The 24,666-nt window shown below is 75.5% G+C and carries 19 protein-coding genes; 12 read left to right on the top strand and 7 right to left on the bottom strand.

The genetic code is table 11. The features are described from left to right. Positions 1-100 precede the first annotated feature (100 nt). On the top strand, positions 101-979 hold the full coding sequence (locus AC07D6_RS04590; RefSeq protein ID WP_315878001.1) for a trypsin-like serine protease: 879 nt from the start codon (positions 101-103) through the stop codon (positions 977-979). A 551-nt stretch (positions 980-1,530) separates the two neighbouring features. After that, the gene (locus tag AC07D6_RS04585) at positions 1,531-2,505 is read left to right on the top strand and encodes a glycosyltransferase family 2 protein (protein ID WP_315878639.1); all 975 of its coding nucleotides are present in this window, start codon (positions 1,531-1,533) and stop codon (positions 2,503-2,505) included. A gap of 24 nt (positions 2,506-2,529) precedes the next feature. Here the strand turns inward: AC07D6_RS04585 and AC07D6_RS04580 are convergent, their stop codons facing one another. Next, positions 2,530-4,038 (bottom strand): DUF6056 family protein, encoded by a 1,509-nt coding sequence (locus AC07D6_RS04580; RefSeq protein ID WP_479041928.1) that lies wholly within the window; start codon positions 4,036-4,038, stop codon positions 2,530-2,532. Positions 4,039-4,239: 201 nt separating this feature from the next. Between AC07D6_RS04580 and AC07D6_RS04575 the strand changes: the two genes are divergently transcribed. After that, a complete protein-coding gene (locus tag AC07D6_RS04575) occupies positions 4,240-5,109 on the top strand; it encodes a VOC family protein (RefSeq protein WP_479041927.1) in 870 nt (289 codons plus the stop codon). A gap of 96 nt (positions 5,110-5,205) precedes the next feature. Here the strand turns inward: AC07D6_RS04575 and AC07D6_RS04570 are convergent, their stop codons facing one another. Next, a complete protein-coding gene (locus AC07D6_RS04570; RefSeq protein WP_479041925.1) occupies positions 5,206-6,240 on the bottom strand; it encodes an NAD-dependent epimerase/dehydratase family protein in 1,035 nt (344 codons plus the stop codon). A gap of 398 nt (positions 6,241-6,638) precedes the next feature. Here AC07D6_RS04570 and AC07D6_RS04565 point away from each other — a divergent pair, with 398 nt between their 5' ends. After that, the gene (locus AC07D6_RS04565) at positions 6,639-8,114 is read left to right on the top strand and encodes a PP2C family protein-serine/threonine phosphatase (protein ID WP_479041923.1); all 1,476 of its coding nucleotides are present in this window, start codon (positions 6,639-6,641) and stop codon (positions 8,112-8,114) included. Positions 8,115-8,296: 182 nt separating this feature from the next. On the opposite strand, the gene AC07D6_RS04560 is transcribed toward AC07D6_RS04565, so the two are convergent. Further along, the gene (locus tag AC07D6_RS04560) at positions 8,297-9,787 is read right to left on the bottom strand and encodes a DNA-binding protein NsdB (RefSeq protein WP_479041921.1); all 1,491 of its coding nucleotides are present in this window, start codon (positions 9,785-9,787) and stop codon (positions 8,297-8,299) included. 232 nt (positions 9,788-10,019) lie between these two features. Between AC07D6_RS04560 and AC07D6_RS04555 the strand changes: the two genes are divergently transcribed. Beyond that, complete coding sequence (locus AC07D6_RS04555) at positions 10,020-11,135, top strand: aminoglycoside phosphotransferase family protein (protein ID WP_479041919.1); 1,116 nt, start codon at positions 10,020-10,022, stop codon at positions 11,133-11,135. Positions 11,136-11,361: 226 nt separating this feature from the next. Further along, entirely contained in the window at positions 11,362-13,584 is a 2,223-nt protein-coding gene (locus AC07D6_RS04550) for a terpene synthase family protein (protein ID WP_479041917.1), read from the top strand. A 9-nt stretch (positions 13,585-13,593) separates the two neighbouring features. Here the strand turns inward: AC07D6_RS04550 and AC07D6_RS04545 are convergent, their stop codons facing one another. From AC07D6_RS04545 to AC07D6_RS04535, 3 genes are all read right to left on the bottom strand, one after another. Beyond that, positions 13,594-13,992: an RNA-binding S4 domain-containing protein gene (locus tag AC07D6_RS04545; protein WP_315878631.1), complete on the bottom strand. Its 399-nt coding sequence runs from the start codon at positions 13,990-13,992 to the stop codon at positions 13,594-13,596. A 14-nt stretch (positions 13,993-14,006) separates the two neighbouring features. Continuing rightward, a complete protein-coding gene (locus AC07D6_RS04540) occupies positions 14,007-14,507 on the bottom strand; it encodes a hypothetical protein (protein WP_315878630.1) in 501 nt (166 codons plus the stop codon). A 186-nt stretch (positions 14,508-14,693) separates the two neighbouring features. Beyond that, positions 14,694-15,302 (bottom strand): CGNR zinc finger domain-containing protein, encoded by a 609-nt coding sequence (locus tag AC07D6_RS04535; RefSeq protein ID WP_479041915.1) that lies wholly within the window; start codon positions 15,300-15,302, stop codon positions 14,694-14,696. Between the two features lie 587 nt (positions 15,303-15,889). Here AC07D6_RS04535 and paaK point away from each other — a divergent pair. Then, positions 15,890-17,173 carry a phenylacetate--CoA ligase PaaK gene (paaK, locus tag AC07D6_RS04530; protein WP_479041913.1) on the top strand — a complete coding sequence of 428 codons (1,284 nt, stop codon included), beginning with the start codon at positions 15,890-15,892 and terminating at the stop codon, positions 17,171-17,173. A 91-nt stretch (positions 17,174-17,264) separates the two neighbouring features. After that, positions 17,265-19,688, top strand: a complete 2,424-nt coding sequence (locus AC07D6_RS04525) for a penicillin acylase family protein (protein ID WP_479041911.1) — start codon at positions 17,265-17,267, stop codon at positions 19,686-19,688. 34 nt (positions 19,689-19,722) lie between these two features. Here AC07D6_RS04525 and AC07D6_RS04520 read toward each other — a convergent pair whose 3' ends face one another. Further along, complete coding sequence (locus tag AC07D6_RS04520) at positions 19,723-20,880, bottom strand: calcium:cation antiporter (protein ID WP_479041909.1); 1,158 nt, start codon at positions 20,878-20,880, stop codon at positions 19,723-19,725. Positions 20,881-21,053: 173 nt separating this feature from the next. Between AC07D6_RS04520 and AC07D6_RS04515 the strand changes: the two genes are divergently transcribed. From AC07D6_RS04515 to AC07D6_RS04500, 4 genes are all read left to right on the top strand, one after another. Beyond that, positions 21,054-22,892, top strand: coding sequence for a serine hydrolase domain-containing protein (locus AC07D6_RS04515; protein WP_479041907.1), 1,839 nt, complete (start codon positions 21,054-21,056; stop codon positions 22,890-22,892). A gap of 65 nt (positions 22,893-22,957) precedes the next feature. Then, the gene (locus tag AC07D6_RS04510) at positions 22,958-23,815 is read left to right on the top strand and encodes an arylamine N-acetyltransferase family protein (protein WP_479041905.1); all 858 of its coding nucleotides are present in this window, start codon (positions 22,958-22,960) and stop codon (positions 23,813-23,815) included. 85 nt (positions 23,816-23,900) lie between these two features. Next, complete coding sequence (locus AC07D6_RS04505; protein ID WP_315878623.1) at positions 23,901-24,101, top strand: antitoxin; 201 nt, start codon at positions 23,901-23,903, stop codon at positions 24,099-24,101. Positions 24,102-24,309: 208 nt separating this feature from the next. Continuing rightward, positions 24,310-24,486 (top strand): hypothetical protein, encoded by a 177-nt coding sequence (locus tag AC07D6_RS04500; RefSeq protein ID WP_315878622.1) that lies wholly within the window; start codon positions 24,310-24,312, stop codon positions 24,484-24,486. Positions 24,487-24,666: the final 180 nt, after the last annotated feature.

Genomic DNA, 24,666 nt, shown 5'->3' with positions numbered 1-24,666 from the left:
CCAGGGGTTTCCCTCTTTCCCCGGGTGGGCGCCACGCGCTTCACTTTCGGTCACCCCGCAGGAGAAGCACCTGTTCACTCGCCGTCCGGAAGGGTTTCTCTTGACCGTCACCCCTGCCCGTACGGGCGCCGTCCTGGCGATGGCCTGCGCCGTCGTCGTCGGCGCGGCCGTGCCGTCCTCCGCGATCAACTCGTACCACGCGACGCCGGCGCCCGAGCGCACCGAGGTCGGCGCGCTGGTCGCCACCTGGGACGACGACGGCGACCCCGCGACACCGGACCGGGTCGACTGGGTGTGCTCCGGCACCATGATCGACGCCGACACGTTCCTCACCGCCGCGCACTGCACCGCCGACCGGCCGGAGAACGCGCGGTTCTTCGTCTCCCTCGACCAGGACGTCCAGGGCGCCCTCGACGAGGCGGCCGGGCGCCACCCCGGCGACCCGGCGGCCGTCGCCCGCGACGTCGCCGTCGAGGGCACCGCGCACCACCACCCGCGCTACCCCGGGTCCGCCTCCGACACGTACGACATCGCGGTGGTCGAGCTGCCCGCCGCGCGGGTCGCCGCCCGCTGGTCGTTCACCCCGGCGGCGCTGCCCCGGGCCGGGGCGCTGGGCGCGCTCGGCCCGCGGGGCCTGGAGGAGGCGTCGTTCACCGTCGCCGGATACGGCACGCAGGAGGCGCGGCGCGGGCCGGGCGGCCACACCCATCCGGGCGGCGGCGTGCGGATGAAGGCGCCCGTGTCGTTCAACGCGCTCAACGCGTCGTGGGTGCGGCTCGGGATGACCGCGCCGCAGGGGAACGGCGGGGCCTGCTACGGCGACTCGGGCGGGCCGAACTTCGCCCGGGTGGACGGGGCGCGGACGCTGGTGGCGACGACGATCACCGGTGACGGCCCGTGCTACGCGACGAATGTGGCCTACCGCCTGGACGCGCCCGGCGCCCGGGCGTTCCTGGACCCGTTCGTGTCCCTCCCGTAGGGGCGGGCGGGTGACGCGGGACGGGCCGTCCGTCCCGCGCGCGGCGGGGAACCCGGTCTCCGGTTGTGCAAGGGGAGACCCGGGGACCGGGTTCCCGATCAGAGGGGCCCCTCGTGACCGGAGGGGTCCCGGTGGCCGGTGGCGGCGCGGGTCCGGGGAGCGGCGGCTTCTCCGCGCGGTCCCGCGACGGCGCCGGCACCGAGGACGCCCGCGTCCGCTCCGCCCGGCGGAGCGGGGGCCGGCCCTTCCGCGGGCGCCGCGGTGAGGAGGGCCGCGCGGGCGGCCGACGGGTGACGTCCCGTCGGCCGCCCGCGCGGACACCGCGAGCGCCGGCCCCCGGCCCCGGTCCCCCTGGTGGGGGGCCGGGGCCGTTCGTACGGGCGCCGCCGCCGGGCCCGGCACCCGTCCGGGCGACCCGGGTGGCGGGCGGACCGGGGCCGTGCGGCGCTGGTAGCGAGGTGGAGGCAACCTCGGCGGTCCCCTCGGCATCTTCCGTGTGCGGCGGGTACCGGAGGGGCGTCCCGCATCGGCGTGCATGGAGTGGGTCAGCAATGGTGGATGTCTCGGTCGTCGTTCCCTGTTTCGACGAGAGCGAGGTGATCGGCGACTTCCACGCGGCGGTCGTGGCCGCGCTGGAACCCACGGGGGCCGCCTTCGAGATCTGCTACGTGGACGACGGCAGCCGCGACGGGACGGTGGAGCGGCTGCGGGAGCTGGCCCGCACCGACGCGCGGGTGCGGTACACGTCGTTCAGCCGGAACTTCGGCAAGGAGTCGGCGATGCTCGCCGGGATGCGGATGTCCCGGGGCGCGGCGGTGGTGCTGATGGACGCCGACCTCCAGCACCCGCCGGAGCTGCTCCCCCGGATGCTGGAGCTGCGCCTGCACGGCTACGACCAGGTGGTGGCGCAGCGGGACCGGGCCGGCGAGGGCGCGGTCCGCAAGGCGTTCAGCCGCGCCTACTACCGGCTGGTGCGGCGGTTCATGGAGGTGGAGATCGCCGACGGGGCCGGCGACTTCAGGCTGTTGTCGCGGCGCGCCGTGGAGGCGGTCCTGTCGCTGCCGGAGAGCAACCGGTTCTCCAAGGGCCTGTTCTCGTGGATCGGCTTCGACACGGTCAGCTTCCGCTACGAGAACGTGGAGCGGGCCGCGGGCGCGTCGAAGTGGGGTGGCAGGCGGCTGCTGAACTACGGCGTCGACGGGCTCCTGTCGTTCAACAGCCGCCCGCTGCGGCTGGCCGTGCACACCGGCCTGTGGCTGTTCCTCTCGGCGTTCGCCTACGCGTTGTGGATCGTGGCGAACGCGCTGCTGAACGGCGTCGACACGCCGGGGTACGCGACGCTGATCACGGCGGTCGTCGGGTTGAGCGGCGTGCAGCTGGCGACGCTCGGGGTGATCGGCGAGTACGTGGGGAGGATCTACCACGAGTCGAAGCGGCGCCCCCACTACGTGGTGCGGGAGACCGAGCGGGACGCGTCCGGGAGCCCCGCGGCCGACCGCGCCCCCGCCCGGGCGGGCCGGCCCTGACCCGGGCGGGGGCGGGTGGGCGCCCTACGGGGCGCGCCGCCCGTCGGTGACGCGGTCCAGGTGGTAGTAGTCGGCGACGCAGCGCGCCGGCCACTGGTGCCTGCCGCCCCCGCCGAACGGCTCCAGCATGCGGCTGACCGTGTTCGGCGTGTACGGGGCGGTCCGGGCGCCGCTCGCGGCCCGCTCGCGCAGGAACCGGTCCTGGCGGTCCCAGCGCTCGGCGCGGGCCCGCATGTCGCCGCCGAGCTGGTACAGCGGGGCGGCGAGGCCGGCGACGGTCAGGGCGCACACGGCGGCGCAGCCCGCGGCGACGGCGTACCGGACGGTGGCGGGCCGCCCGGCGCGGCGCACCGCCCGGCCGAGGAACGCGCCGGCGGCGACGAGCAGCAGGACGTACAGCAGCAGGTAGTCGTTCCAGGTGCGCTCCGTGGTGAGGACCCGCGTGCCGAAGACCGGGTACGTGATGACGGTGCACAGGTAGCCGGAGGCGAGGAACACCAGCGCGCCGAGGGACAGCAGCCGCAGCGGGCGGTACGGCAGGAGGACGGCGGGCCCGGCGTCCGGGCGGCGGCGGGCCAGGAGGCCCAGCAGGACACCGGCGGCGACGGCGCCCGCGTACTGCCAGGTCGTGAGGATGTCCTCCAGGATGCGGACGAACAGCTCGAGGGAGGTGAGGAGGGAGTCCGGGGCGAGCATGGAGACGGTCTCGGCGTCGTAGCGCTCGCGGCGGTTGCGCGAGCCGGGGGACGTGACCAGCAGGAGCGTGCCGACGGCGACGCCCGCCGCGCCCGTGAGCGCCCAGACGCGGACGGCGCGGCGCACGCGTGCGGCGAGGACCTGCGGCGCGAGGACGACGGCGGCGCCGAGCACGACCAGGGCGACGACCGACGCCTCCTCGGAGAGCGTGCCCATGAAGACCCCGGCCAGGAGGACGGTGGCGAGGGCGGCGGCCCGGCCGCGCCGGCCGCGGGCCGCGAGCAGCGGCAGGGCGGCGCCGGCGGCCAGGACGGGGGCGAGGGTGTGGGAGACCGAGGCGGCGGGCCAGTAGAAGGTCTTGTACGTGTTCGGGGTGGCGAGCAGGAACACGGCGCTCGTCATGGCGGCGGCCAGGAGCGCCGTGCCGCGCGGTGCCCGCAGCCCGGTGCGGCGCAGCAGCAGGGCGGTGAGGGCCCAGAGCAGGCCGAGCACGGCCACCGCGCTGACCGGGGCGTACCACTGGTGTCCGGCGACCGGGAACTTCGCGTAGAGGCCGACGAGGAGGCCGTTGGCGAGGCGGCCGTTGTCGGTCGCGTAGAACTGCTCGACGATCCCGGCGACGCCGTGGTCGCGGACCAGCGGCAGGAAGCACCACTCGTCCGCCGAGGGGCGGACGTACCGGCCCAGGCCGGAGGCGGCCACCAGCAGGGCGAGCGGCAGGGCCGCGAGGGCGAGGACACCCGCCGTGACGGCGGGCCGCCGGGCGGGGCGCGGGCCGTCGCCCCGCCCCGTGTCCTCGTCGTCGGGGTCGGTGACGCGGGGCGCGCCGACGGCCATTCTCACCACTGCCTTTCGGGGGAAAACACTGATCCGACACCGTAGAGGAGTTTTTCCGCGCCGCCGTTCCGCCGGGGGCCCGGCACTCCGCGGGGCGACCCGCTGCGACAAAAGCGGAGAAAAGAGCGCCTATCGGATAAAAAGTGACAGGATGGGACAGCGGTCGGACGACGCGCGAGGCGACACCGGGATGGTTGGCACATGACCAGAGAACCGACGGCTGCCACGGCTTCGGGGGCGGCGGCAACGAGCAGCACGGTCTACGGGGCGCCGTGCTGGGTCAGTCTGATGACCCGCGACCTGCGGGCCGCACACGACTTCTACGGGGCCGTCATGGGGTGGGAGTTCCGGCCCGCCCGGCTCGGGGAGGAGTTCAGCGTCGCGCTGTCCGGCGGCAAGTTGATCGCCGGAGTGGGCGCGCTGGCGTCGGCGTTCCACGTGGCCGTGGCCTGGACGCCGTACTTCGCCGTGCGGAACGCGGACGTGACGGCGGGGCGCATCCGGGAGCGCAGCGGCACGGTGGCGGTCGGGCCGGTCGCGTTCGCCCTGGGGCGCGGGGCGCTGGCGGCGGACCGGGACGGCGCGGTGTTCGGCATCTGGGAGGGCGAGGCGCCCACCGGGTGGGGGGCGGGGCGGTCGGCGGCGCCGGCGTGGGTGCGGCTGCACACGCGGGACGCGTTCGAGGCGGCGATCTTCTACGGGGAGGTCCTGGACTGGGCGTGCGGGCGGCCGGGCCACTGCGACGTGGAGTACGAGGGCGACGAGGTCGTTCTGCGCAGCGCCGGGCGGGCGGTGGCACGACTGTCGTCGGGCGCGCTGGAGGAGGCCCCGGACCCGGCGATCCGGCCGCGCTGGCAGGTGCACTTCCCGGTGCCGGACGTGGAGGGGCGGGTGACGGCCGCGCTGCGGCACGGCGGGACGGTGATCAGCCACGAGCCGGGGGCCCAGGCGACGCTGCGCGACCCGGACGGCGGACTGTTCACCCTGACGGACTCGGGGGACGCCGACCCCGCCGGGGACGCCACCGGGGCGGCGGACGTGGACGCGCCCGCCATGGAGCCGCCCGACTGACCTTCCCCGGCGGCCACGGGCACCCCGGCCGAGACCGGCGGGAACCGGGGCCGGCGGGGCCCGTCCGCCCGGAGCGCGTGCGCCCCCGCCGCGCGGTCAGCCCGCCTTGCGGGGGTGCAGCGGGGCCGTGTCCATGCCGGCGCCCTCCCGCAGTCCCCGCAGGAGCGCCTCGACGGCTTCCCTCGCCGTGTGCCGGGGGCTCCACCCCAGCTCGTCCCGGGCGCGGGAGCAGTCCATCAGCGGCAGCCGCAGGAACGCGTCGAACAGCTGCGGCGAGGACGGCACCAGGCGGAGCGTCCAGGCCGCGGCGAGCGCGGCGCGGGCGGCCCGGCGCGGCAGGCGGACGACCTTGGCGTCGAGGAGCGCGGCGAGGTCGTCGGGCCCCAGCGGCGGGTCGGCCGCCAGGTTGTACGCGCCGCGGGCGCCGTCGTCGAGGACCGCGCGGCGATAGCCGTCCGCGGCGTCGTCGGTGTGCAGCGCCTGGAAGACGAGTCCTTCGATGTCGGGCACGGCGGGCACGAAGCGCGGGTCGGCGAGCCGGCCGGGGACGAGGTTCCCCGCGAAGATGCGCAGCTGCTCGCTCGCGGACGCCTCCTTGAAGAGGAAGGCCGTGCGCATCCGGACGACGCGGACGTCGGGGTTGCGGGGTTCGAAACCGTCCAGGACGCGCTCGAGGTACGCCTTCTCGCGGCAGTACGCGGCCTCCGGCCAGCCGTGGGTGGGCCAGGACTCGTCGACGGGCCGGTCCTTCGGCCCCGGCGAGTACGCGCCGACCGACGAGGCGTACACCAGGGCGGGGACGCGGGCCGCGGCGACCGCGCGGAAGACGCGCATGCCGCCCAGGACGTTGGTGCGCCAGGTGGCGAGCGGATCGTGGGTCGGCTGGAACGCCCAGGCCAGGTGGACCACGGCGTCGGCGCCCTCGAAGAGGGCGGTCAGCTCGCGGTCGCCGTCCTTCTCCACGTCCGCCTCCGCCCATTCGGTACGGGGCGGGGACCAGCCGGGGCGGCGGCGCGCCACGCCGAGGACGGAGCCGACGCGCGGGTCGTCGGCGAGGGCGGTGACGACGCTGGTGCCGACGTTCCCGGTGGCCCCGGTGACGACGACCCTCTTGCCTGGCTGTGCGGTCACGGGTGCTTCCCTCCGTCGGTCGTCCGGTCCGTGGGACCCTGCCTCCACCGGGCGGCGCGCGGATGCGCCCCCGGTGCGTTCCGGGTACCCGGTTCGCGCCGGTTCACCTCCGCGCAGGGGCGGGGCGCGATGATCCTTCCGGGTGACACCGGGCCGCGACGTGCGGGGCGGCCCGGCGGGACCGGGACCTCACCGGGACCTCGGGAAAATCGCGTTCGCACACGCTTCCCAAGGGTTCCGGCCACCTTGGCCGGAACCCTTCCGGCCTTTGGCATATGCCGGCGACATGGCCGATCCGAGTGTTGCCAAACGGCTTACGGCCCTTGCGCCCCTGTGTCACAGTCGTGGGTGGTCCTTGCTTTTCAAGCCATGGCCGCGCGCCTGTATCGGAGATCCCCATGCCGTCCCCTCTGTTCGCGGACCGTCCCAGCCAGCAGCCGCCGGAGCGCGGCCCGGTGGACGCCCTCATCTCGCAGACCCGCCGGTTGCGCGGAGAGGTGGACGCCGTACGCCGGGACGCCGCGTCCGACGAGACCGACCCGCGGGCCCGCTGGCAGCGCGCCCTGTGCGACCTGGCCGTGCACCAGCTCGACGACCTGGGCGCGCAGCTCGGGCAGCTCAAGGAGGGCGTCCCGGAGCGGGCCGCGCGGCGGGAGGGGTCCGCGGACCAGGACTCCGGGCCGGGCGAGCGGGACGGCCGCCCGTACGGCGAGGAGGCGACCGGCTGCCTGCTCACCCGTGTCGGCAGCGCCGAGTGGAACCTGCTGACGGACGAGGTGAGCTGGTCCGAGGAGCTGTACCGGATCGTCGGCCGCTCCCCCGGGGCCGGGCCGATGTCCCTGGACGAGCTGCCGTCCCTGGTGTTCGTGGAGGACCAGCCGCTCCTCACCCAACTGGTGACGGGCTGTCTCGTCGACGGCAAGCCGATCGACGGGGAGTTCCGGGTCGTACGGGCCGACGGCCGCGTGCGCACCCTGCACATGGCGGGCGAACCGGTCCTCGACGGCGAGGGCCGCACGGCGTCCATGTGGGCGGTGTTCCGGGACGTCAGCGAACTGCGCCGCAGCCAGCGCGCCGTCCGCGAGTCCCGCGAATCGCTGCGCCGGCAGCACGAGCGGGAGCAGACCGAGCACCGGCTCGCGGTGGAGCTCCAGGAGGCGGTCCTGCCGTCCTGGCGCGGGCCGCTGCGGCTCGCCGGGAGCGGCCCCGCCGCGCTCGACGTCGCCGGGCACTACCTGCCGTCCTGCAGCAGCAGCCGGATCGGCGGCGACTGGTACGACGTGCTGGAGCTGCCCGACGGGAACGCGCTGCTCACGGTCGGTGACCTCACGGGCCACGGCGTGTCCGCCACGTCGTCGATGGCGATGCTGCTCGGTGCCCTGCGCGGCCTCGCCGTGGCCGGCATCCGGCCGGGGGCGCTGCTGGGCCACCTCAACCAGCTGTTGGAGACCGCCGCGCAGCCCGCCCTCGGCAGCGCCCTGTGCTGCCGCTACGACCCGGTGACGCGGACGCTGCGCTGGGCGCAGGCGGGACACCCCGCCCCGCTGCTGTTCCGCGACGGGACGGGGTGCGCGCTGGACCGGCCGGAGGGCGTCCTGCTGGGCGCGACCGCGTCGGGCGCCGCCTACGAGCAGGCCGAGGTCCGGCTGCGCCCCGGTGATCTGCTGCTGCTCCACACGGACGGGCTGACCAGGGGCGAGGCCGGGCTCGGCGCGGACACGCCGGGCACGGAGCGGCTGCTGGCCCTCGCGCCGGGGTTCGCCCGTGCGCGCGACGCGCAGGACTGTGTGCGGATGGTGGTCGAGGAGTTCGGCGGCACGGGACGCGTCGACGACGCCTGTGTCGTGGCGGTCAGGGTGGGCGGCCCGTCGTAGAAGGGCCCCTCCCCGGGCACGTGCCGGGAGGCGGACGGCGTGTCGGAACGGACGATGTATCGGGGCGGACGGCGTGTCGGAACGGACGGTGTATCGGGGCGAACCGCGTGTCGGAACGGACCGCGTGGCCTGTCGGTGCGCGGTGGTGTGCGTGAGGCGGGGCTTCGTCCGGCCCGCCCCGGTCAGATCCCCTTGATGCCCAGCTTCTTCGCCTGGTCCTTCGGCAGCGCGTGCTCGATCCGCTCCCGCAGGTCCCTGATCCCGGAGTGGTCGGCGTACCGGTCGGTGAGCCCGTACATGTCCCCCAACCGGTCCCAGGTCCGCTGGGACGAGTTGCCGCCCATCGCGGCCAGTGCGAGCCGGGCGTACCGGTCCGCCTGCTCCGGGTCGTCGGCGATGAAGCAGGCCGAGGCCATGGACAGGTGATCGAAGATCTTGGAGCGCTCGCGGCCGTCGATCCGCAGCTCCAGGGCCTTCTGGGCGAAGTGCTGCGCCTGCTTGGCGGCGGACGGCTCGTGCTCGGCGAGCGTCCGGTAGGCGAGGGCCTGCATGCCGTACAGGTCCTCGGACTTGAAGGTCTGCATCCACACCGGCAGCGGGCCGTCCCCCTTGTCGGAGACGAACAGCTCCTCCGCCTCGCCCAGGGTGCGGCGCATCGCCTGGCCGCGGCCCATGGAGGCGTGCGCCCACGCCTCGATCGTGTGGAGCATCGCCCGGGTGCGCGGCAGCATCTCGTCGCCGGAGCCGAACTTGGCGAGCTGGATCAGGTCCAGCGCCTCGGCGGGCCGGCCGAGGTGGACCATCTGGCGGGCGCAGCGGGACAGGGCCTCGCCGGCGCGGGGCCGGTCGCCGCCCTCGCGGGCCGCGTGCGCGGCGATGATGAAGTACTTCTGCGCCGTGGGCTCCAGGCCCACGTCGTGGGACATCCAGCCGGCGAGGACGGCGAGGTTGGCCGCGACGCCCCACAGGCGCCGCTGGATGGGGTCGGGGTGACGGTAGGCGAGCATTCCGCCCACCTCGTTGAGCTGGCCGACGACGGCCTTGCGCTGGAGGCCGCCGCCCTTGGCGGCGTCCCAGGCGCGGAACACCTCGACGGAGGTCTCCAGCTCCTCGACCTCCTGCAGCCCGATGGGGGCGGCCTCGTAGCGGTCCAGCCCCGCCGGGTCCGCGTGGCGGGCGGCAGAGTGGCCGTGGGTACCGGGTTTCCCGGTGTCGGTACGGAACCAGTCGTGCATGGCGCTGGTGATGGCGGAGCCCGCGGTGAGCACGGCGCCCGCGCCCACCAAGCCGCGTCGGTTGAGCATGAGGTCCATTCCCGTGAATTCGGTGAGGACCGTGGCCGTGCGTTCGGGTGCCCACGGCAGCCCGTCGGGATTGTCGGTGTGCTTGACGTCCCGCCGTCTCCCGGCGCGCCCGTGCCGTACGAACCCGAGGTCCTCGATGGTCACGACACGACCGAGTCGCTCGGTGAACAGGGCCGCCAGCACCCTCGGCACGGGATCGCGCGGGGTCTCCCCCATGTCGATCCAGCGCCGGACCCGCGAGGTGTCCGTGGCCAGCTGGGGGTGGCCCATGGCCGCCGCCTGCCGGTTGACCAGCCGCGCGAGCTCGCCCTTCGACCAGCCGGCGAGGCCGAACAGGTCACAGAGGCGGGTGTTGGGTCGTCCTGTCACGTCAAGCCCCCAGGTTCTCGGCTGAGTTGACAGTAGCCCTCCGCCATGGGGGTGGCGACTATTCGCCAGGGTTCGCCAGGGTGCGCAAGGTGGTTAGCCACCCGTGGCGGGGTGTCAGGTAGGAACGCGCCACCCCGTCCCGGCGACGGCCCTCATTCCCCAGGGTGTCGGACCGGAGACGGGACGGGGCAGCGTACGCAGTCGTCGGCACACGAAGGGATCTGCCTCCCCCATGTACACAGCATCGTCCTCCGTGTCCGCCCCGCCCCGGCCCCGTACGGTACCGGCCGGCAGCGGCCCGTACCCGGGTCCGGCCCAGGTGGGCCGGAACAGGCGCTGGGCGGGGGCGGTGACCGGTCCGCTCAGCGGGAGGATCGACCTGTCGGGGCCCCAGGGCGCCCAGCTGCGGAAGGCGGTCGCCTCGGTGCAGCGCATCTGCCCCGAGTTCAACCCCGTGCAGGTGATGCGGCGCAGCGGGCGCTCGGTGCTCCTCGTCGGCACGACGGGGCGGGCCACCGCCGTCGCGAAGTGTTTACTGGACCACTCCCCCGTGTGGGTCGAGCGGTTCCGGCACGAGATCGCCGCCTACCGCGCGTTCGTCCGGCACCGCCCCCCCGTGCGGGTGCCGCGGCTGATCGCGGCGGACCCGGACGACGGGACGCTGGTCGTCGAGCGGATGCCGGGCCGGGCCGCGGCGCTGAGCCGTCACGTGGCGGAGGCGCCGCCGCGGGCGGACGTCAAGGCCGTCCTCGGGGCGGTCACGCAGCTGAACAGGTGGCGCCCGCCGGCCGGGACGTTCGACGCGCCCCTGGACTACGCGTCGCGGATCGCCCGCTACCACGAGCTGGGGCTGTTCACCGACCGGGACCGCGACGACCTGCAGAAGCTGCTGCACGGGCTGGCGCACGCCGGCGGCCGGCACGGCATGGGGCAGTTCTGCCACGGCGACGCCCTGCTGTCGAACATGCTGCTCTCGCCGGCCGGGCCGGTCCTGGTCGACTGGGAGCACGCCGGCTGGTACCTGCCCGGCTACGACCTGGCGACGCTGTGGACCGTGCTGGGGGACGCGCCCGTCGCGCGGCGGCGGATCAGCCAGCACGCGCAGGCCGGTGGGCCCGCGGCGCGCGACGCGTTCCTGGTGAACCTGATGCTCGTCCTGACGCGGGAGATCCGGACGTACGAGACGGCGGTGCAGCGCACGATGAGGGAGGCGCCGCCCGCGGGCTCGGTCCCCGTCCAGCCCGGCACGGTCTCGCCCGGGGAGGAGCAGCGGCTGCTGTTGCGGCGGCTGCACGACGACTGCGCGCTGGCACGGCGGGCCGTGCGCGCGGCGGTCGGCACGCGCTGACCGTACGACGGGGGGGATGGCGCGCCGTGCGTCCGGTGTCCGCACCGGGGCACGGCGCGCCGTCGCGTGCCGGGCCGTGGAGCCGGGCCGCCCCGTCCGCGGGGCGCCCGTGACCCGCACGCCCCGTTCGGCGTTCATATGACCAGTGCGCGGTCCACGCGTGCCCGCCGGGGCACGGGCAGGGCCCGCGCGGATCGTCACGCCCACCGAAAGGCATGGGACACGCATGGCACAACCGTTCGCACTCCCCGAGTTCTACGTGCCGTATCCCGCACGGCTCAATCCGCACGTGGACGCGGCGCGCGTCCACACGAGGGCGTGGGCCCGGCGCATGGGGATGCTGGAGGGGTCGGGGATCTGGGAGGAGCGCGACCTCGACTCCCACGACTACGCGCTGCTGTGCGCGTACACCCACCCGGACTGCGACGCCGACGCCCTGTCCCTCGTCACGGACTGGTACGTGTGGGTCTTCTTCTTCGACGACCACTTCCTGGAGGTCTTCAAGCGCACGCAGGACCGGGAGGGCGGCAAGGCCCACCTGGACCGGCTGCCGGCGTTCATGCCGGCGGACCCGTCGGCGCCGCGGCCGGAGCCGGAGAACCCGGTCGAGGCGGGCCTCGCGGACCTGTGGGCGCGAACGGTGCCCGCGATGTCGCCGGCCTGGCGGGCGCGGTTCGCGGTGGCGACCGAGAACCTGCTGAACGAGTCCCTGTGGGAGCTGTCCAACATCAACGAGGGGCGCGTCGCGAACCCGCTGGAGTACATCGAGATGCGCCGCAAGGTGGGCGGCGCGCCCTGGTCGGCGGGGCTCGTGGAATACGCGGCGGGCGCGGAGGTGCCGGAGTCGGTGGCCGACGCGCGGCCGTTGCGGGTGCTGCGGGACGCCTTCTCCGACGCGGTGCACCTGCGCAACGACCTGTTCTCGTACCAGCGCGAGGTGGAGGACGAGGGCGAGAACAGCAACGGCGTGCTGGTCCTGGAGCGGTTCCTGGGCTGTTCGACGCAGGAGGCCGCGGACGCCGTCAACGACCTGCTGACCTCCCGGCTCCAGCAGTTCGAGCACACGGCGCTGACCGAGGTGGCGCCGATGTGCGCGGAGCGGGGCCTGGACGCGCGGGAGACCACGGCGGTCCTGGCGTACGCGAAGGGGCTCCAGGACTGGCAGTCGGGCGGCCACGAGTGGCACCTGCGCTCCAGCCGGTACATGAACGAGGGCGCGGTGAACGCCGCTCCGGGCGGTGGCGCGTTCGGGATGGCGGCCGCGTCGGTCCGGCTGACGCCGCGCGCGGAGGCGGCGCGGTGGCGCGGCTTCTCGCACGTGCCGTTCCAGCGGGTCGGGCCGTCGGTGCTGCCGCACATCGAGATGCCGTTCCGGGTCCGGCACAACGTGCACCTGGAGGGCGCCAGGGAGCGGTGCGTCGCGTGGAGCCGGGAAATGGGGTTGCTGGACGAGCAGCCCGGCCGGCCGGGGTCCGGCGTCTGGAACGAGCGGAAGCTCGCCGGGTACGACCTGCCGCTGTGCGCGGCGGGGCTGCACCCGGAGGCGAGCGCCGACGACCTGGACCTGGCGTCGCACTGGCTGGCCTGGGGCACGTACGGCGACGACCTGTACCCGGTCGTGTACGGCAGGACGCGGGACCTGGCGGGGGCGCGGGCCCAGAACGACCGGCTCAGGTCGTTCATGCCGCTGGACGGCTCCCCCGCCTCGATGCCCGCCCCGGCGAACGCGCTGGAACGCGGTCTGGCGGACCTGTGGCCGCGGACGGCGGGACCCATGAACGACCGGGACCGCGCGGCGTTCCGACGGGCCGTGGAGGTCATGGTCGACAGTTGGCTGTGGGAGCTGGCGAACCAGGCGCAGAACCGGATCCCGGAACCCGTGGACTACATCGAGATGCGACGGGCCACGTTCGGCTCCGACATGACGATCGCCCTGTGCCGGATCGGGCACGGCAACCGCGTCCCGCCGGAGGTCTACCGCAGCGGGCCGGTGCGATCGCTGGAGAACGCGGCGATCGACTACGCGACGCTGCTGAACGACCTCTACTCGTACCAGAAGGAGATCGAGTTCGAGGGCGAGGTGCACAACTGCGTGCTCGTCACGCAGAACTTCTTCGACGTGGACCATCCGACGGCCGTGGCGATCACCGGGGACCTGATGAACTCCCGGATGCGGCAGTTCCAGCACGTCGCCGCGGAGGAACTCCCCGTGCTCTACGACGACCTGGGGCTCGACCGGGAGACCCGCGCCGTGCTGGACGGGTACGTGCGGCAGCTGGAGAACTGGATGGCCGGCATCCACACCTGGCACCGCGACTGCGAGCGGTACCAGGAGGAGGTCCTGCTCCGGGACCGGGCCGGAGCCCCGGCGACGGGCGTGCCCGCGCTGGGCGGGCCGACGGGTCCGGGGACCTCGGCGGCCCGCGTGGCGGCGCTGCTCGCCTCCTAGCGGCGGTCGCTACGGGCGGCGGGCGCCGCGGAGCTGGTCCAGTTCGCGGCGCTCGCGCTTGGTGGGGCGTCCCGCGCCCCGGTCGCGGACGCCGGCGAGGGCGACGTGCTCGCGGGGCGGCGGGGGCGGGGTCTTGTCCGTGTACGCCTCGGCCGCGACGGGGGCGCCGACGCGCTTGGTGAGGACCCGCTTCACCTCGACGACGCGTTCGCGGCCGGCGTGGAAGACGCGCACCTCGTCGCCCGGCTTGACGGCCTGGGCGGGCTTGGCGCGGTCGCCGTTGACGCGGACGTGTCCGGCGCGGCAGGCCGTGGCGGCCTGGGAGCGGGTCTTGGTGAGGCGTACGGCCCAGATCCAGCTGTCGACGCGTGCCGTCGCGTTCGGGTTCGCCTCGTCCGTCGCTGTCATGGCGGTCCTCGGGGTCAGCCCTGCTGGAAGAGTTCCGCGGGGAGCGGCTTGAGGAGGGCGTACAGGTCGTCGGTGATGGGCCGGTCCCAGCTGGCGATGGTCACCAGGACGTTGTCGCTGCGATCGAACTGGACGCAGGAGATCCGGCTCTCCGTGAGCTTCAGGCGGCGCACGATGAGGAGGTTGTCGCCCTGCATGACCGGGACGTCCTCGGTCTCGGCGACCTCGACGTGCTCGTCCATGTCCAGCGCCGCGAGGAGCTGGGCCACCTCGAAGGGGACCTGCCCCTCGGCGAGCTCCCGGGCCGGGGAGCCCTCCGGCAGGTTGCCGATGATCATCGCGGGGCCGCGGCCGCCGAAGAGGTCGTAGCGGAGGAAGACGCCCTGGCACGTGCCGTCGGGGGCGGGGAGCAGGCCGGCGCCGAGATTACCGGGCCAGTCGCCCGGGTCCATGGCCAGGACGTCGAAGTCCGGGCCCGCGGGTGTGGCGGGGCTGCGGCGGCGGAGGAAGGACATGGGCCCATGGTACGGGGCCGGGGGCGTCGCACGGCGGGTGGGGCGGGGTCGGCGGCGGGGTGCGGCGCGGGCCCGGAAGGCGTGCCGGGCCGGGCGGTTCACCGGTTCGGGCGATGCCGCGGACGGGGCCGGGGGCCGGTCGGGGCGGGGCGGGCGGGGGCCGATCGGGGCGGAGCGGGCGGCGGGTCAGGGGTGGTGGCGGGTGTGGTGGCGGGCGACGCGGGCCCGGTTGCCGCAGGAGGGGGTGCACCACTCCTGGCGGGGGTGGCCCTTCAGGAAGTAGCGGACGCAGCGCGGGGCGTGGCAGGCGCGCAGCAGGGGCCGGTCCGGGCCGGCGAGGAAGACGATGGCGGCGTGGGCGAGGACGGCCGCCAGGACCCGCCCGGGGTCGGTGCCGGCAAGGGCCGCGGCGGGGACGTGCCGGGCGGCCGGCTCCCCGTCGGGCCGCCACGTCAGCCGCGGTACGAGGGGGGCGGCGGCCGCGGCGGCGTTGAGGACGTCGAGGGCGTCCGGCACGGGCATGAGGCGGTCGGCGTCGGCCCGGCTCGGTTCGCCGGGCACCGCGCGGGCGAACAGGGCGCGGACCGCCGCGCGGACCTCGCGCACGGCGGCGAGGGCCGCGGCGTCCGCGGCGGGGCCGGGCACCGCGGCGGGCAGGTCGGCCGCGTGGTCCCGCACCCAGGCGGTGAGGGCCTCGGGGGTGGTCAGGTCGTCGGCGACGCCGCCCCCGCCGTCGTGGCGGACGGTGACGGCGAGGGCGAGGGCGAGTCGGGTCGAGGGGGCGTGCGCGGCCATGGCCGCAACGGTAACCCGGTCGGATGAGACCGGGCCCGCCGCGGCGGGCCCGGGGTGGGACGCGCCCCTCGGCGGGCGCGGACCGCGAAAGCCGACCGCGGGACCGGGGAGGTTCACGCGCAAGTCCGCGGCCCCTTCCCGCCTGCCCGGTCGGTGGGAGGGCGCCGCCCCGGTCCACCGGCTGGACGGCGCCCCGGCGGGGAGCGGGTCCCCCGGCGGTGGCGGCTCCCCCGGTGGTGGCGGGGCGACGCGGGTCGGGCGGGCGGGGCGGGCGGGGAGGTTGGGCGACAGAGGGCAGGGCGGGCGACCGGGACGGGCCAGGGAGCGGGCGGGGTGAGCCGGGCAGCAGGGGCGACCGGGGCGGGACGGGCGGGGGTGAGTTAGGCGGGCGGGGCGAGCCGAACGACCAGGGGTAGGGCGAGCCGGGCAGCAGGGGTGACCGGTCCGGGCGGGGCGAGCCGGGGCGGGTCGGGTTCGTCGGGGGGCTTGCCGGGGAGGGGCTCCGCGGGGTAACTGGTCGGGAGCGGTTCGACCGAATGGTCGGTCGCCGCGTGACGGGTCGGTGCGGGACGGGCGGAGGACGGTGCATGACGGAGGACCTGTGGGACGCCGGGGAGCGGCTGGGTCGGGAGGAACTGGCGGCGCTGCAACTGGAGCGGCTGCGGTCGACGCTGCGGCACGCGTACGACAACGTGCCCTTCTACCGGCGGTCGTTCGACGCGGCGGGGGTGCGGCCGGAGGACTGCCGGTCGCTGGCGGACCTGGGCCGGTTCCCCTTCACCACCAAGGCGGACCTGCGGGACGAGTACCCCTTCGGGATGTTCGCGGTGGACCGGTCGCGGGTGCGGCGCATCCACGCGTCGAGCGGCACGACGGGTCGGCCCACGGTGGTCGGCTACACCGAACGGGACCTCGACACGTGGGCGGACGTGGTGGCCCGGTCGATCCGCGCGGCCGGGGGCCGGCCGGGGCAGATGGTGCACGTGGCCTACGGGTACGGGCTGTTCACGGGCGGGCTCGGGGCGCACGGCGGGGCGGAGCGGCTGGGCTGCACGGTGGTCCCGGCCTCCGGGGGGATGACGGCGCGCCAGGTGCGGCTGATCCTCGACTTCCGGCCGGAAGTGATCATGATCACGCCCTCGTACATGCTGACGCTGCTGGACGAGTTCGAACGGCAGGGCGTCGACCCGCGCTCGACGTCGCTGAAGGTGGGGATCTTCGGCGCGGAGCCGTGGACGGAGGAGATGCGGCGGGAGATCGAGGAGCGGTTCGCGATCGACGCGGTCGACATATACGGGCTGTCGGAGGTGATCGGGCCCGGTGTGGCGCAGGAGTACGTGGAGACGAAGGACGGGCTGCACGTCTGGGAGGACCACTTCTACCCGGAGGTCGTCGACCCGGTGACGGGCGAGGTGCTGCCGGACGGGGAGCGGGGGGAGCTGGTGTTCACCTCGCTCACCAAGGAGGCCGTGCCGGTGGTGCGGTACCGGACGCGGGACCTGTCGCGGCTGCTGCCGGGGACGGCGCGGGCGTTCCGGCGGATGGAGAAGGTGACGGGCCGCAGCGACGACATGGTGATCCTGCGGGGGGTGAACCTCTTCCCGACGCAGATCGAGGAGGTCCTGCTGCGCACACCGGGGCTGGCCCCCCACTTCCAGCTGCGGCTGACCCGCGAAGGGCGGCTGGACGCGCTGACCGTGCGGGTCGAGGCGCGCGCGGACACGGCGCCGCGGCGGCGGGTCGAGGCGGCGGTGGAGGTACGGGCGGCCGTCAAGGACGGTGTCGGGGTGACGGTCGCGGTGGAGGTGGTGGACCCGGGGACGCTGGAGCGGTCGGTGGGGAAGATCAAGCGGATCGTCGACCTCCGGTGACCCTGAGGGAATCTCCGGGCCGCCGGGGGTCCGGGGGATGATCACGGATCCGCCCCAAGGAGGATGACAGTGCGCCCCCGAGGGTGAGTGCATGGGACAACCGACCTGGCACACACCCCAGTTGGGAGACGCGTTGCTGTTCCGCACCAGTCTGAGACGCCTGTTACCGGTCGCCGCGGCCGTGTTCGCCACGGCCGCCGCCACGCTGCCGGCCACCGCGGCCCCGCCACCCGCGGCGGGCGACCACCGCCCCTCGGCGGGCGGCCTGTCGGCGACCATCCGCTACACCGAGTACGGCATCCCGCACATCCTGGCGAAGGACTACGCCTCCCTGGGCTTCGGCACCGGCTGGGCGCAGGCCGCCGACCAGGTGTGCGTGCTCGCCGACGGGTTCGTGACCGTACGGGGCGAGCGGTCGCGGCACTTCGGCCCGGACGCCACGACGGACGGGTCGCTGTCGTCGGCCCGCACGAACCTCTCCAGCGACCTGTACTTCGCCGGGGTGCGCGACGCGCGCACCGTGGAGCGGCTGCTCGCCCGGCCGGCGCCCGCCGGGCCCAGCCGTGCGCAGAAGGAGCTGATGCGGGGTTGGGCGGCCGGGTACAACGCCTGGCTGAAGCAGAACAGGGTGACGGACCCGGCGTGCGCCGGCAAGGCGTGGGTCCACCCGGTCAGCGGCCTCGACGTGGCCCGGCGGGCGTACGCGCTCGCGGTCCTCGGCGGCGAGGGCGCCTTCGTCGACGCCATCACGGCCGCCCGGCCGCCCGCCTCCGGCACGGCCCCCGGCCCCGGCGCCGACCCGGGCCGGGTGGCCGGGGCGGCGCGGGAGCTGTTCGACGAGCGGAACGCGACGATGGGCTCCAACGCCGTGGCGTTCGCCGGCACCACCACCGCGAACGGCCGGGGCCTGCTGCTCGGCAACCCGCACTACCCGTGGCACGGCGGCCGCCGGTTCTGGCAGTCGCAGCAGACGATCCCCGGCGAGCTGAACGTGCAGGGCGCCTCGCTGCTGGGCGCGCCGCTCGTGCAGGTCGGCTTCACCGACAAGGTGGCGTGGAGCCACACCGTCGCCACCGGCCGGACCATGAACCTGCACCAGTTGACCCTCGACCCGGCCGACCCCACCGCGTACCTGGTGGACGGCGAGGCCGAGCGGATGGTGCGGCGGACCGTGACCGTGCCCGTCGCGGACGGCGAGCCGGTGACCCGTACGCAGTGGTGGACGCGGTACGGGCCGGTCGTCACCTCCTTCGGCGGCGACCCGCTGCCGTGGACGGCGACGACCGCGTACGCGCTGCACGACCCCAACACGGGGAACCTCCGCATGACGGACACCTCGCTCGGCCTCGCCAAGGCCCGCTCCACGCGGGACATGGCGGCGGCGCTGCGCCGCACGCAGGGCCTGCCGTGGGTGAACACGGTGGCCTCCGACCGGAACGGCGGCACGCTCCTCGCGCAGGCGCAGGTCGTGCCGAGGATCACGGACGAGCTGGCCGGGCAGTGCTCGACGCCGCTGGGCCGCACCCTGTACCCGGCGACGGGCGTCGCCGTGCTCGACGGGTCGCGCGGCGACTGCGTGCTGGGCCGGGACCCGGACGCGGTGCAGCCCGGCATCATGGGCCCGGCGCGCTGGCCGCTGCTCCAGGACGCCCCGTACGCGGAGAACTCCAACGACAGTGCCTGGCTGTCCAACGCCGACCGGCCGCTGACCCGGTACGAGCGGGTCTTCGGCGACGTGGGAACGGAGCGGTCGCTGCGGACGCGCGGCGCCATCGAGGACGTGGCGGCGATGGCCGACCGGGGCGGGCTGACCGTGGCCGACCTCCAGCGGCAGCAGTTCGCCAACCGGGTGCCCGCCGCCGACCTGACCGCCGACGACGTGGTGCGGGCGTGCCCGGCGGCGCTCCCGGGCGACCCGGAGGCGTGCGGGGCGCTCGCGCGGTGGGACCGCCGGATGGACACCGCGAGCCGGGGCGCGCTGCTGTTCGACCGGTTCTGGATCCGGCTCCAGCGGGAGACGACGAACGCCGAGCGGTGGAAGGTGCCGTTCTCCGCGGCCGACCCGGTGGGCACGCCGCGCGGCCTGAACACCGGTGCGCCCGGCTTCGCCACGGCGCTGCGCGGGGCGGTCGACGAGCTGCGCGCCGCCGGCATCCCGCTCGACGCCCCGCTGGGCGAGCACCAGTTCGTGGTGCGGGGCGGGCAGCGCATCCCCGTGCACGGCGGCACGAACACGGGCGTGTGGAACATGACGGTCCCCGTGTGGGACGCGGCGGGCGGCGGCTACACGGAGGTGCGGCACGGCACGAGCCACGTCCAGGCGGTCGGCTGGGACGACAGCCGGTGCCCGGTCGCGCGGACGCTGCTGTCGTACTCCCAGTCCTCCGACCCGGGCTCGCCGCACCACGCCGACCAGACCCGGCTGTACTCGCAGGAGCGGTGGGTGACCGCGCGGTTCTGCGAGCGGGACATCCTGCGCGACCCGGCGCTGCGGGTGGTGCGCGTGGCGCAGTGACCCCGGGGGCCGCCTCCCCCCGGAGGGGCGGCCCTCAGGGGCTGAACGAGAGGAACAGGAAGGCGGCGAACAGCAGCAGGTGGACGCCGCTCTGCAGGAGTGTGGCGCGTCCGGGCACCACGGTCAGGGCGCTCACCACGGCGGTGAGCGCCAGCAGCACCAGGTGGACGTCGCCCAGTCCCAGGACCAGGGGCCCGGACATCCACACGGAGACGAGCGCGATCGCCGGCACGGTCAGCCCGATGCTGGCGATCGCGGAGCCGTAGGCCAGGTTGAGGCTGGTCTGGACGCGCCCGCCGCGCGCGGCCCGCAGCGCGGCCAGGGTCTCCGGCAGCAGCACCATGAGGGCGATGACGACGCCGACGACCGCCGTGGGCAGGCCGGCGGACGCCACGCCGGACTCGATCGTCGGCGAGGCGAGCTTGGCCAGGCCGACGACGGCGACGAGGGCCGCCATGAGCAGGCCGAGGCTCCACCCGGTGGCCGCGCGGGAGGGCGGCGGGGCGTGCGCGGTCGGGTCGAGGGGCCGACCCTCGGTGGTGACGGGCAGGAAGTAGTCCCGGTGGCGGACGGTCTGCACGGTGACGAAGAGCCCGTACAGGCTGAGGGAGGCCACGGCGGCGAAGGTCAACTGCGCCCCGGTGAACTCGGGGCCCGAGGCGCCGGTGGTGAAGGCGGGCAGCACGAGGGTCGTCGTGGCGAGGGTGGTGACGGTGGCGAGGGCGCCGCCGGAGCCCTCGGCGTTGAAGACGGCGACGCGACGGCCGCGGAGGGTCGCCGCGAGCAGGGACAGGCCGACGATGCCGTTGCAGGTGATCATGACGGCGGCGAAGACGGTGTCACGGGCGTACGTGGCCGCCTTGTCGCCGCCCGAGGCCATCAGCATGACGATCAGGCCGACCTCGATGACGGTCACGGCGACGGCGAGGACGAGCGACCCGAAGGGCTCGCCGACCCGGTGGGCGACCACCTCGGCGTGGTGGACGGCGGACAGGACGGCCCCGACCAGGCAGAGCCCGACGACGGCGACGGCGGGTCCGGGCAGGTCGCGGCCCCAGCCGAGGGCGAGGACGGCCAGCGCCAGGAGCGGGACCCAGGTGGTGCTCTGGCGCCACGGCCGCGGCGCGGCGGCCCCGCCCCCGGGCTCCGGCCCGGTGGCGCGGCCCCGGTCCCCGTCGGTCTGCGTACCCATGCGGCCACGCTGCCAGAGCCGCGGACGGCCCGCACGCCGACGGGGCCGGCGGGGTCTCGGTTCCGCCGTCCGCCTCCTTGACGGGCGGATGCGGCGGTAAGAAAGTTTCACCTGATGTGCGCGACGGCGAAGGTTTCCTTCAGACGGCGGTGCCGTGGGCGGGGAGGGCGGGCATGGTGCGGGAGCCGGGTGGGGGCGGGATCGGGCGCCGCGGGTTCGGCGGCGGGGCGCTGGCACTGGGGGGTGCGCTGGTGATCGGCCCGCTTCCGGGCGCCGCCGCGGCCGGCCGGGAGGGCTCCGGGGCCGCGCGGGACGCTTCGACCGGGGCCCCGCGGGGGGCGGCCGGGCCGGTGCTGCGGCACGGCACGGCCGAGCGGGCCGGTCTGCTGCCCCGCCACCTCGACCTGCTGGTCGCCGACGCCGAGCGGTTCCTCGGCCCCTCCCCCGCGCACCCCTGGTACGCCGGCGCGGTGCTCCTCGCGGGGCGCGGCCCCACCGTGGCGCTGCACCGGGCGATCGGCTACGCGGTGCGCTACGCGGCCTACGACGAGACGACCGGGCGGGGCGTGGAGCTGCCGCCGGAGCAGCGGATCCCGATGCGCGAGGACACCGTCTTCGACCTGGCGTCGCTGACGAAGCTGTTCACGTCGATCCTGGTGGTGCAACTGCTGGAGCGCGGCGCGCTGGAGCTGGAGGGCCGGGTGGCCGAGCGCCTGCCGGACTTCGGCGGCGGCGGGAAGGACGGCATCACGGTGCGTCACCTGCTGACGCACACCTCGGGGCTGCGCGCCTGGCTGCCGCTGTACCTGGAGCCGACGCGGGAGGGGAAGCTGCGGCTGCTGTGGGAGGAGCGGCCCCTGGACCCGCCCGGCACGGTGTACCGGTACTCCGACCTGAACCTGATCGCGTTGCAGTTGCTGCTGGAGGAGGTCACCGGGCGGTCGCTGGACGTGCTGCTGCGCGAGCGGATCACGGGTCCGCTCGGGATGCGGCGCACCCGGTTCAACCCGCCCGCCTCCTGGCGGCCGGGGATCGCCGCGACGGAGGACGCGCGCCGGCCGTGGTCGGGGATCGACCGGGGCATGGTGTGGGGCGAGGTGCACGACGAGAACGCGTACGGGTTCGGCGGGGTCGCCGGGCACGCGGGGGTCTTCTCCCGCGCCTGGGACCTGGCGGTCCTCGCCCGTACGCTGCTGAACGGCGGTGCCTACGGCTCCGCGCGGATCCTGCGTCCGGAGTCGGTGGAGCTGATGTTCACGGACTTCAACACCGCGTTCCCCGGCGACGAGCACGGGCTGGGCTTCGAGCTGTACCAGCACTGGTACATGGGCGCGATGGCCACGCCGCGCACGGCCGGGCACACCGGGTTCACCGGGACGAGCCTGGTGCTGGACCCGACGACCGACTCGTTCCTGGTGCTGCTGGGCAACTCGGTGCACCCGGTGCGGAGCTGGCGCTCGGGGTCGGCGCCGCGGGTCGCCGCCGCCGACCGCCTGGCCCGGGCGGTGCCGGTGCGCCCGGCGCACGGCCGCACCGCCTGGTTCGCCGGGACGGCGTCGGCCGCGGCGGCGACGCTGACCCTGCCGGCCGTACGGCCCGTGACGGCGCGGGCGCGGCTGCGGTGCGCACTGTGGTGGGACACCGAGCCGGGCGCGGACACGCTCGTCCTGGAGGCGTCGGCGGAGCCGGCCGGGGGCGGGGCGGCGGGGTGGCGGCCGGTGCCGTTCGTCACCGTACGGCCGGGCGGGGAGCCGGCGGGGCACCCGGGCGGGTCGGTGACGGGCTGGTCGGGGCGGGTCTGGCACCGGTTGGAGGCCGACCTGTCGGCGTGGTCGGGCGCCGGTCCCGTACGGCTGCGCTGGCGGTACGCGACGGACACGCGCTACGTGGGGCGCGGCGTGTACGTGGACGGGCTGCGCGTCCTGGACGGCGGGCGGACGCTGTTCGACGAGGCGCGGCCGTCGGACGCGGCACTGATCGAGGCGGACGGCTGGACGGCGTCGGCCGACTGAGCGGCGCCCGCCCCCTCCCACCCCGCCGACCGCCCCGGCCGCCCGGCGGATTATGGTCGGGCACCATGATCCCAGAAGGTTTCGCGAGGTACCTGGAGCGTCTCGGTGTCGTTCCCTCCGGGAGCCCGTCCGTGGAGGAGCTGTTCGCGTTGCAGCGGGCCCACCTGGAGCGGATCCCGTACGAGAACGTCGGCATCCAGCTCGGCCGGCCGCCCGGGATGGAGGCGGAGCTGTCGGTGCGCCGGTTCGCGGCCGGGCAGGGCGGCTACTGCTTCCACCTGAACGGTGGTTTCGCCGCGCTGCTGGAGGCCCTCGGGTACGACGTGGCCCGGCACGTCGGCGGGGTCCACCAGGACCCGGCGGGGCGGGGCGCGACCGGCGACCACATGGCGCTGACGGTGCGGGTGGGCGGTGAGGGGTGGTTCGTGGACGTCGGCCTGGGCGACGGGCCGCACGAGCCGCTGCCGCTGCGCGCCGGGACGTACCGGCGGGGCCCGTTCACGTACCGGATGGAACCCTCGGTGGCCGAGCCGGGCGGGTGGACGTTCCACCACGACGCGCGCAGCACGTTCCCCGTGATGGAGTTCCGGGGGGAGGCGGCCTCGCCGGAGGACTTCGCCGACGAGCACCGGCGGCTGTCGACGGCCGCGGACTCGCCGTTCATGACGACGTTCACGGCGCTGCGCCGCGACCCGGACACCGTGCACGTGCTGCGCGGCCGGGTGCTCCTGCGGATCGGCGCCGCGGGCGCGCAGGAGCGTGTCGTGGACACCCCGGAGGAGTGGTTCGGGCTGCTGGAGGGCGCCTTCCGCCGTGACCTGGGCGACCTGGACGCGGCCGATCGGGCGACCCTGTGGGAGCGGGTGGGCCGCGCTCACGAGGAGTGGCTGGGTTCCCGGCGCGAGACGGCCGGACGGGCCTGAGTCGCGGGGGTCCGTTCCCGGATGCGGGCGGGGGGCGGGGCGGGGAGACTGGACGGCAGGGGGTCACTCGGCGAGAGGACGACCCATGTCCATGATGGACAAGCTCAAGAACATGCTGAAGGGGCACGAGGGCCACGTCGGCAAGGGCGTCGACAAGGCCGGTGACTACGTCGACAAGCGGACGCAGGGCCAGTACAGCGGCCAGGTCGACACCGCGCAGGAGCGGCTCAAGGACCAGCTGGGCCGCGACCCCGAGCAGCGCCGGGAACCGCCGCCCCCCACGTGACTCCTCCTCTCCCCCGCATGGGTCCCCGGGCCGGCCGCGCGACGCGGCCGGCCCGGGGCCGTTCACGGGAGCGGGCACCCGCGCGCGGACGGGTGGAGGGGCGGGGGGCGGAGAGGGGCGGACCACCCGGTCGTACGTCCCGGCGTGCGGTACCGCCCCGGCTGGTGAAGAGTCGTGGCGAGTCCCCACTCACTCAAAGGAGAGAAACATGCTTCGTCGCGTCTCGATCGCTCTGGCCGGTCTGCTCGCGGTCGGCTTCTTCACCGCCTCCCCCGCCGCCGCGCACACGAGCGACATGAGGGGCTGCTGGGTGGACGGCAGCTACGTCCAGGCGGGCAAGGCCCAGGCCGCCACGTTCGACGCGGTCTGCTGGGAGATGGACTGACCGGTTCCCCAGCGACGTCGCTTCCGGGCGGGCACCTTGCGGGGTGCCCGCCCGGGCCGCTGTCCGGGCGGGCGGGGCGGGGGGGGGGGGGGGCCCGCCCCCCCCCCCCCCCCCCCCCCCCCGCCCCCCCGCGCCCCCCCCCCCCCCCCCCGCAACACCCACCCGGCGGCGCCCCGCCCC

The sequence above is a fragment of the Streptomyces sp. NPDC045287 genome (assembly GCF_056432325.1).
This window is presented reverse-complemented; position numbering and strand designations above follow the sequence as displayed.

What these genes read in the sequence shown, in the direction of transcription:
- AC07D6_RS04505 (WP_315878623.1), top strand. Translation starts at nt 23,901, where the DNA reads ATGTCCATGATGGACAAGCTCAAGAACATGCTGAAGGGGCACGAGGGC.
- AC07D6_RS04575 (WP_479041927.1), top strand. Translation starts at nt 4,240, where the DNA reads ATGACCAGAGAACCGACGGCTGCCACGGCTTCGGGGGCGGCGGCAACG.
- AC07D6_RS04580 (WP_479041928.1), bottom strand. Translation starts at nt 4,038, where the DNA reads ATGGCCGTCGGCGCGCCCCGCGTCACCGACCCCGACGACGAGGACACG.
- AC07D6_RS04555 (WP_479041919.1), top strand. Translation starts at nt 10,020, where the DNA reads ATGTACACAGCATCGTCCTCCGTGTCCGCCCCGCCCCGGCCCCGTACG.
- AC07D6_RS04500 (WP_315878622.1), top strand. Translation starts at nt 24,310, where the DNA reads ATGCTTCGTCGCGTCTCGATCGCTCTGGCCGGTCTGCTCGCGGTCGGC.
- AC07D6_RS04510 (WP_479041905.1), top strand. Translation starts at nt 22,958, where the DNA reads ATGATCCCAGAAGGTTTCGCGAGGTACCTGGAGCGTCTCGGTGTCGTT.
- AC07D6_RS04565 (WP_479041923.1), top strand. Translation starts at nt 6,639, where the DNA reads ATGCCGTCCCCTCTGTTCGCGGACCGTCCCAGCCAGCAGCCGCCGGAG.
- AC07D6_RS04585 (WP_315878639.1), top strand. Translation starts at nt 1,531, where the DNA reads ATGGTGGATGTCTCGGTCGTCGTTCCCTGTTTCGACGAGAGCGAGGTG.
- AC07D6_RS04535 (WP_479041915.1), bottom strand. Translation starts at nt 15,302, where the DNA reads ATGGCCGCGCACGCCCCCTCGACCCGACTCGCCCTCGCCCTCGCCGTC.
- AC07D6_RS04540 (WP_315878630.1), bottom strand. Translation starts at nt 14,507, where the DNA reads ATGTCCTTCCTCCGCCGCCGCAGCCCCGCCACACCCGCGGGCCCGGAC.
- AC07D6_RS04515 (WP_479041907.1), top strand. Translation starts at nt 21,054, where the DNA reads ATGGTGCGGGAGCCGGGTGGGGGCGGGATCGGGCGCCGCGGGTTCGGC.
- AC07D6_RS04550 (WP_479041917.1), top strand. Translation starts at nt 11,362, where the DNA reads ATGGCACAACCGTTCGCACTCCCCGAGTTCTACGTGCCGTATCCCGCA.
- AC07D6_RS04525 (WP_479041911.1), top strand. Translation starts at nt 17,265, where the DNA reads ATGGGACAACCGACCTGGCACACACCCCAGTTGGGAGACGCGTTGCTG.
- paaK (WP_479041913.1), top strand. Translation starts at nt 15,890, where the DNA reads ATGACGGAGGACCTGTGGGACGCCGGGGAGCGGCTGGGTCGGGAGGAA.
- AC07D6_RS04520 (WP_479041909.1), bottom strand. Translation starts at nt 20,880, where the DNA reads ATGGGTACGCAGACCGACGGGGACCGGGGCCGCGCCACCGGGCCGGAG.
- AC07D6_RS04545 (WP_315878631.1), bottom strand. Translation starts at nt 13,992, where the DNA reads ATGACAGCGACGGACGAGGCGAACCCGAACGCGACGGCACGCGTCGAC.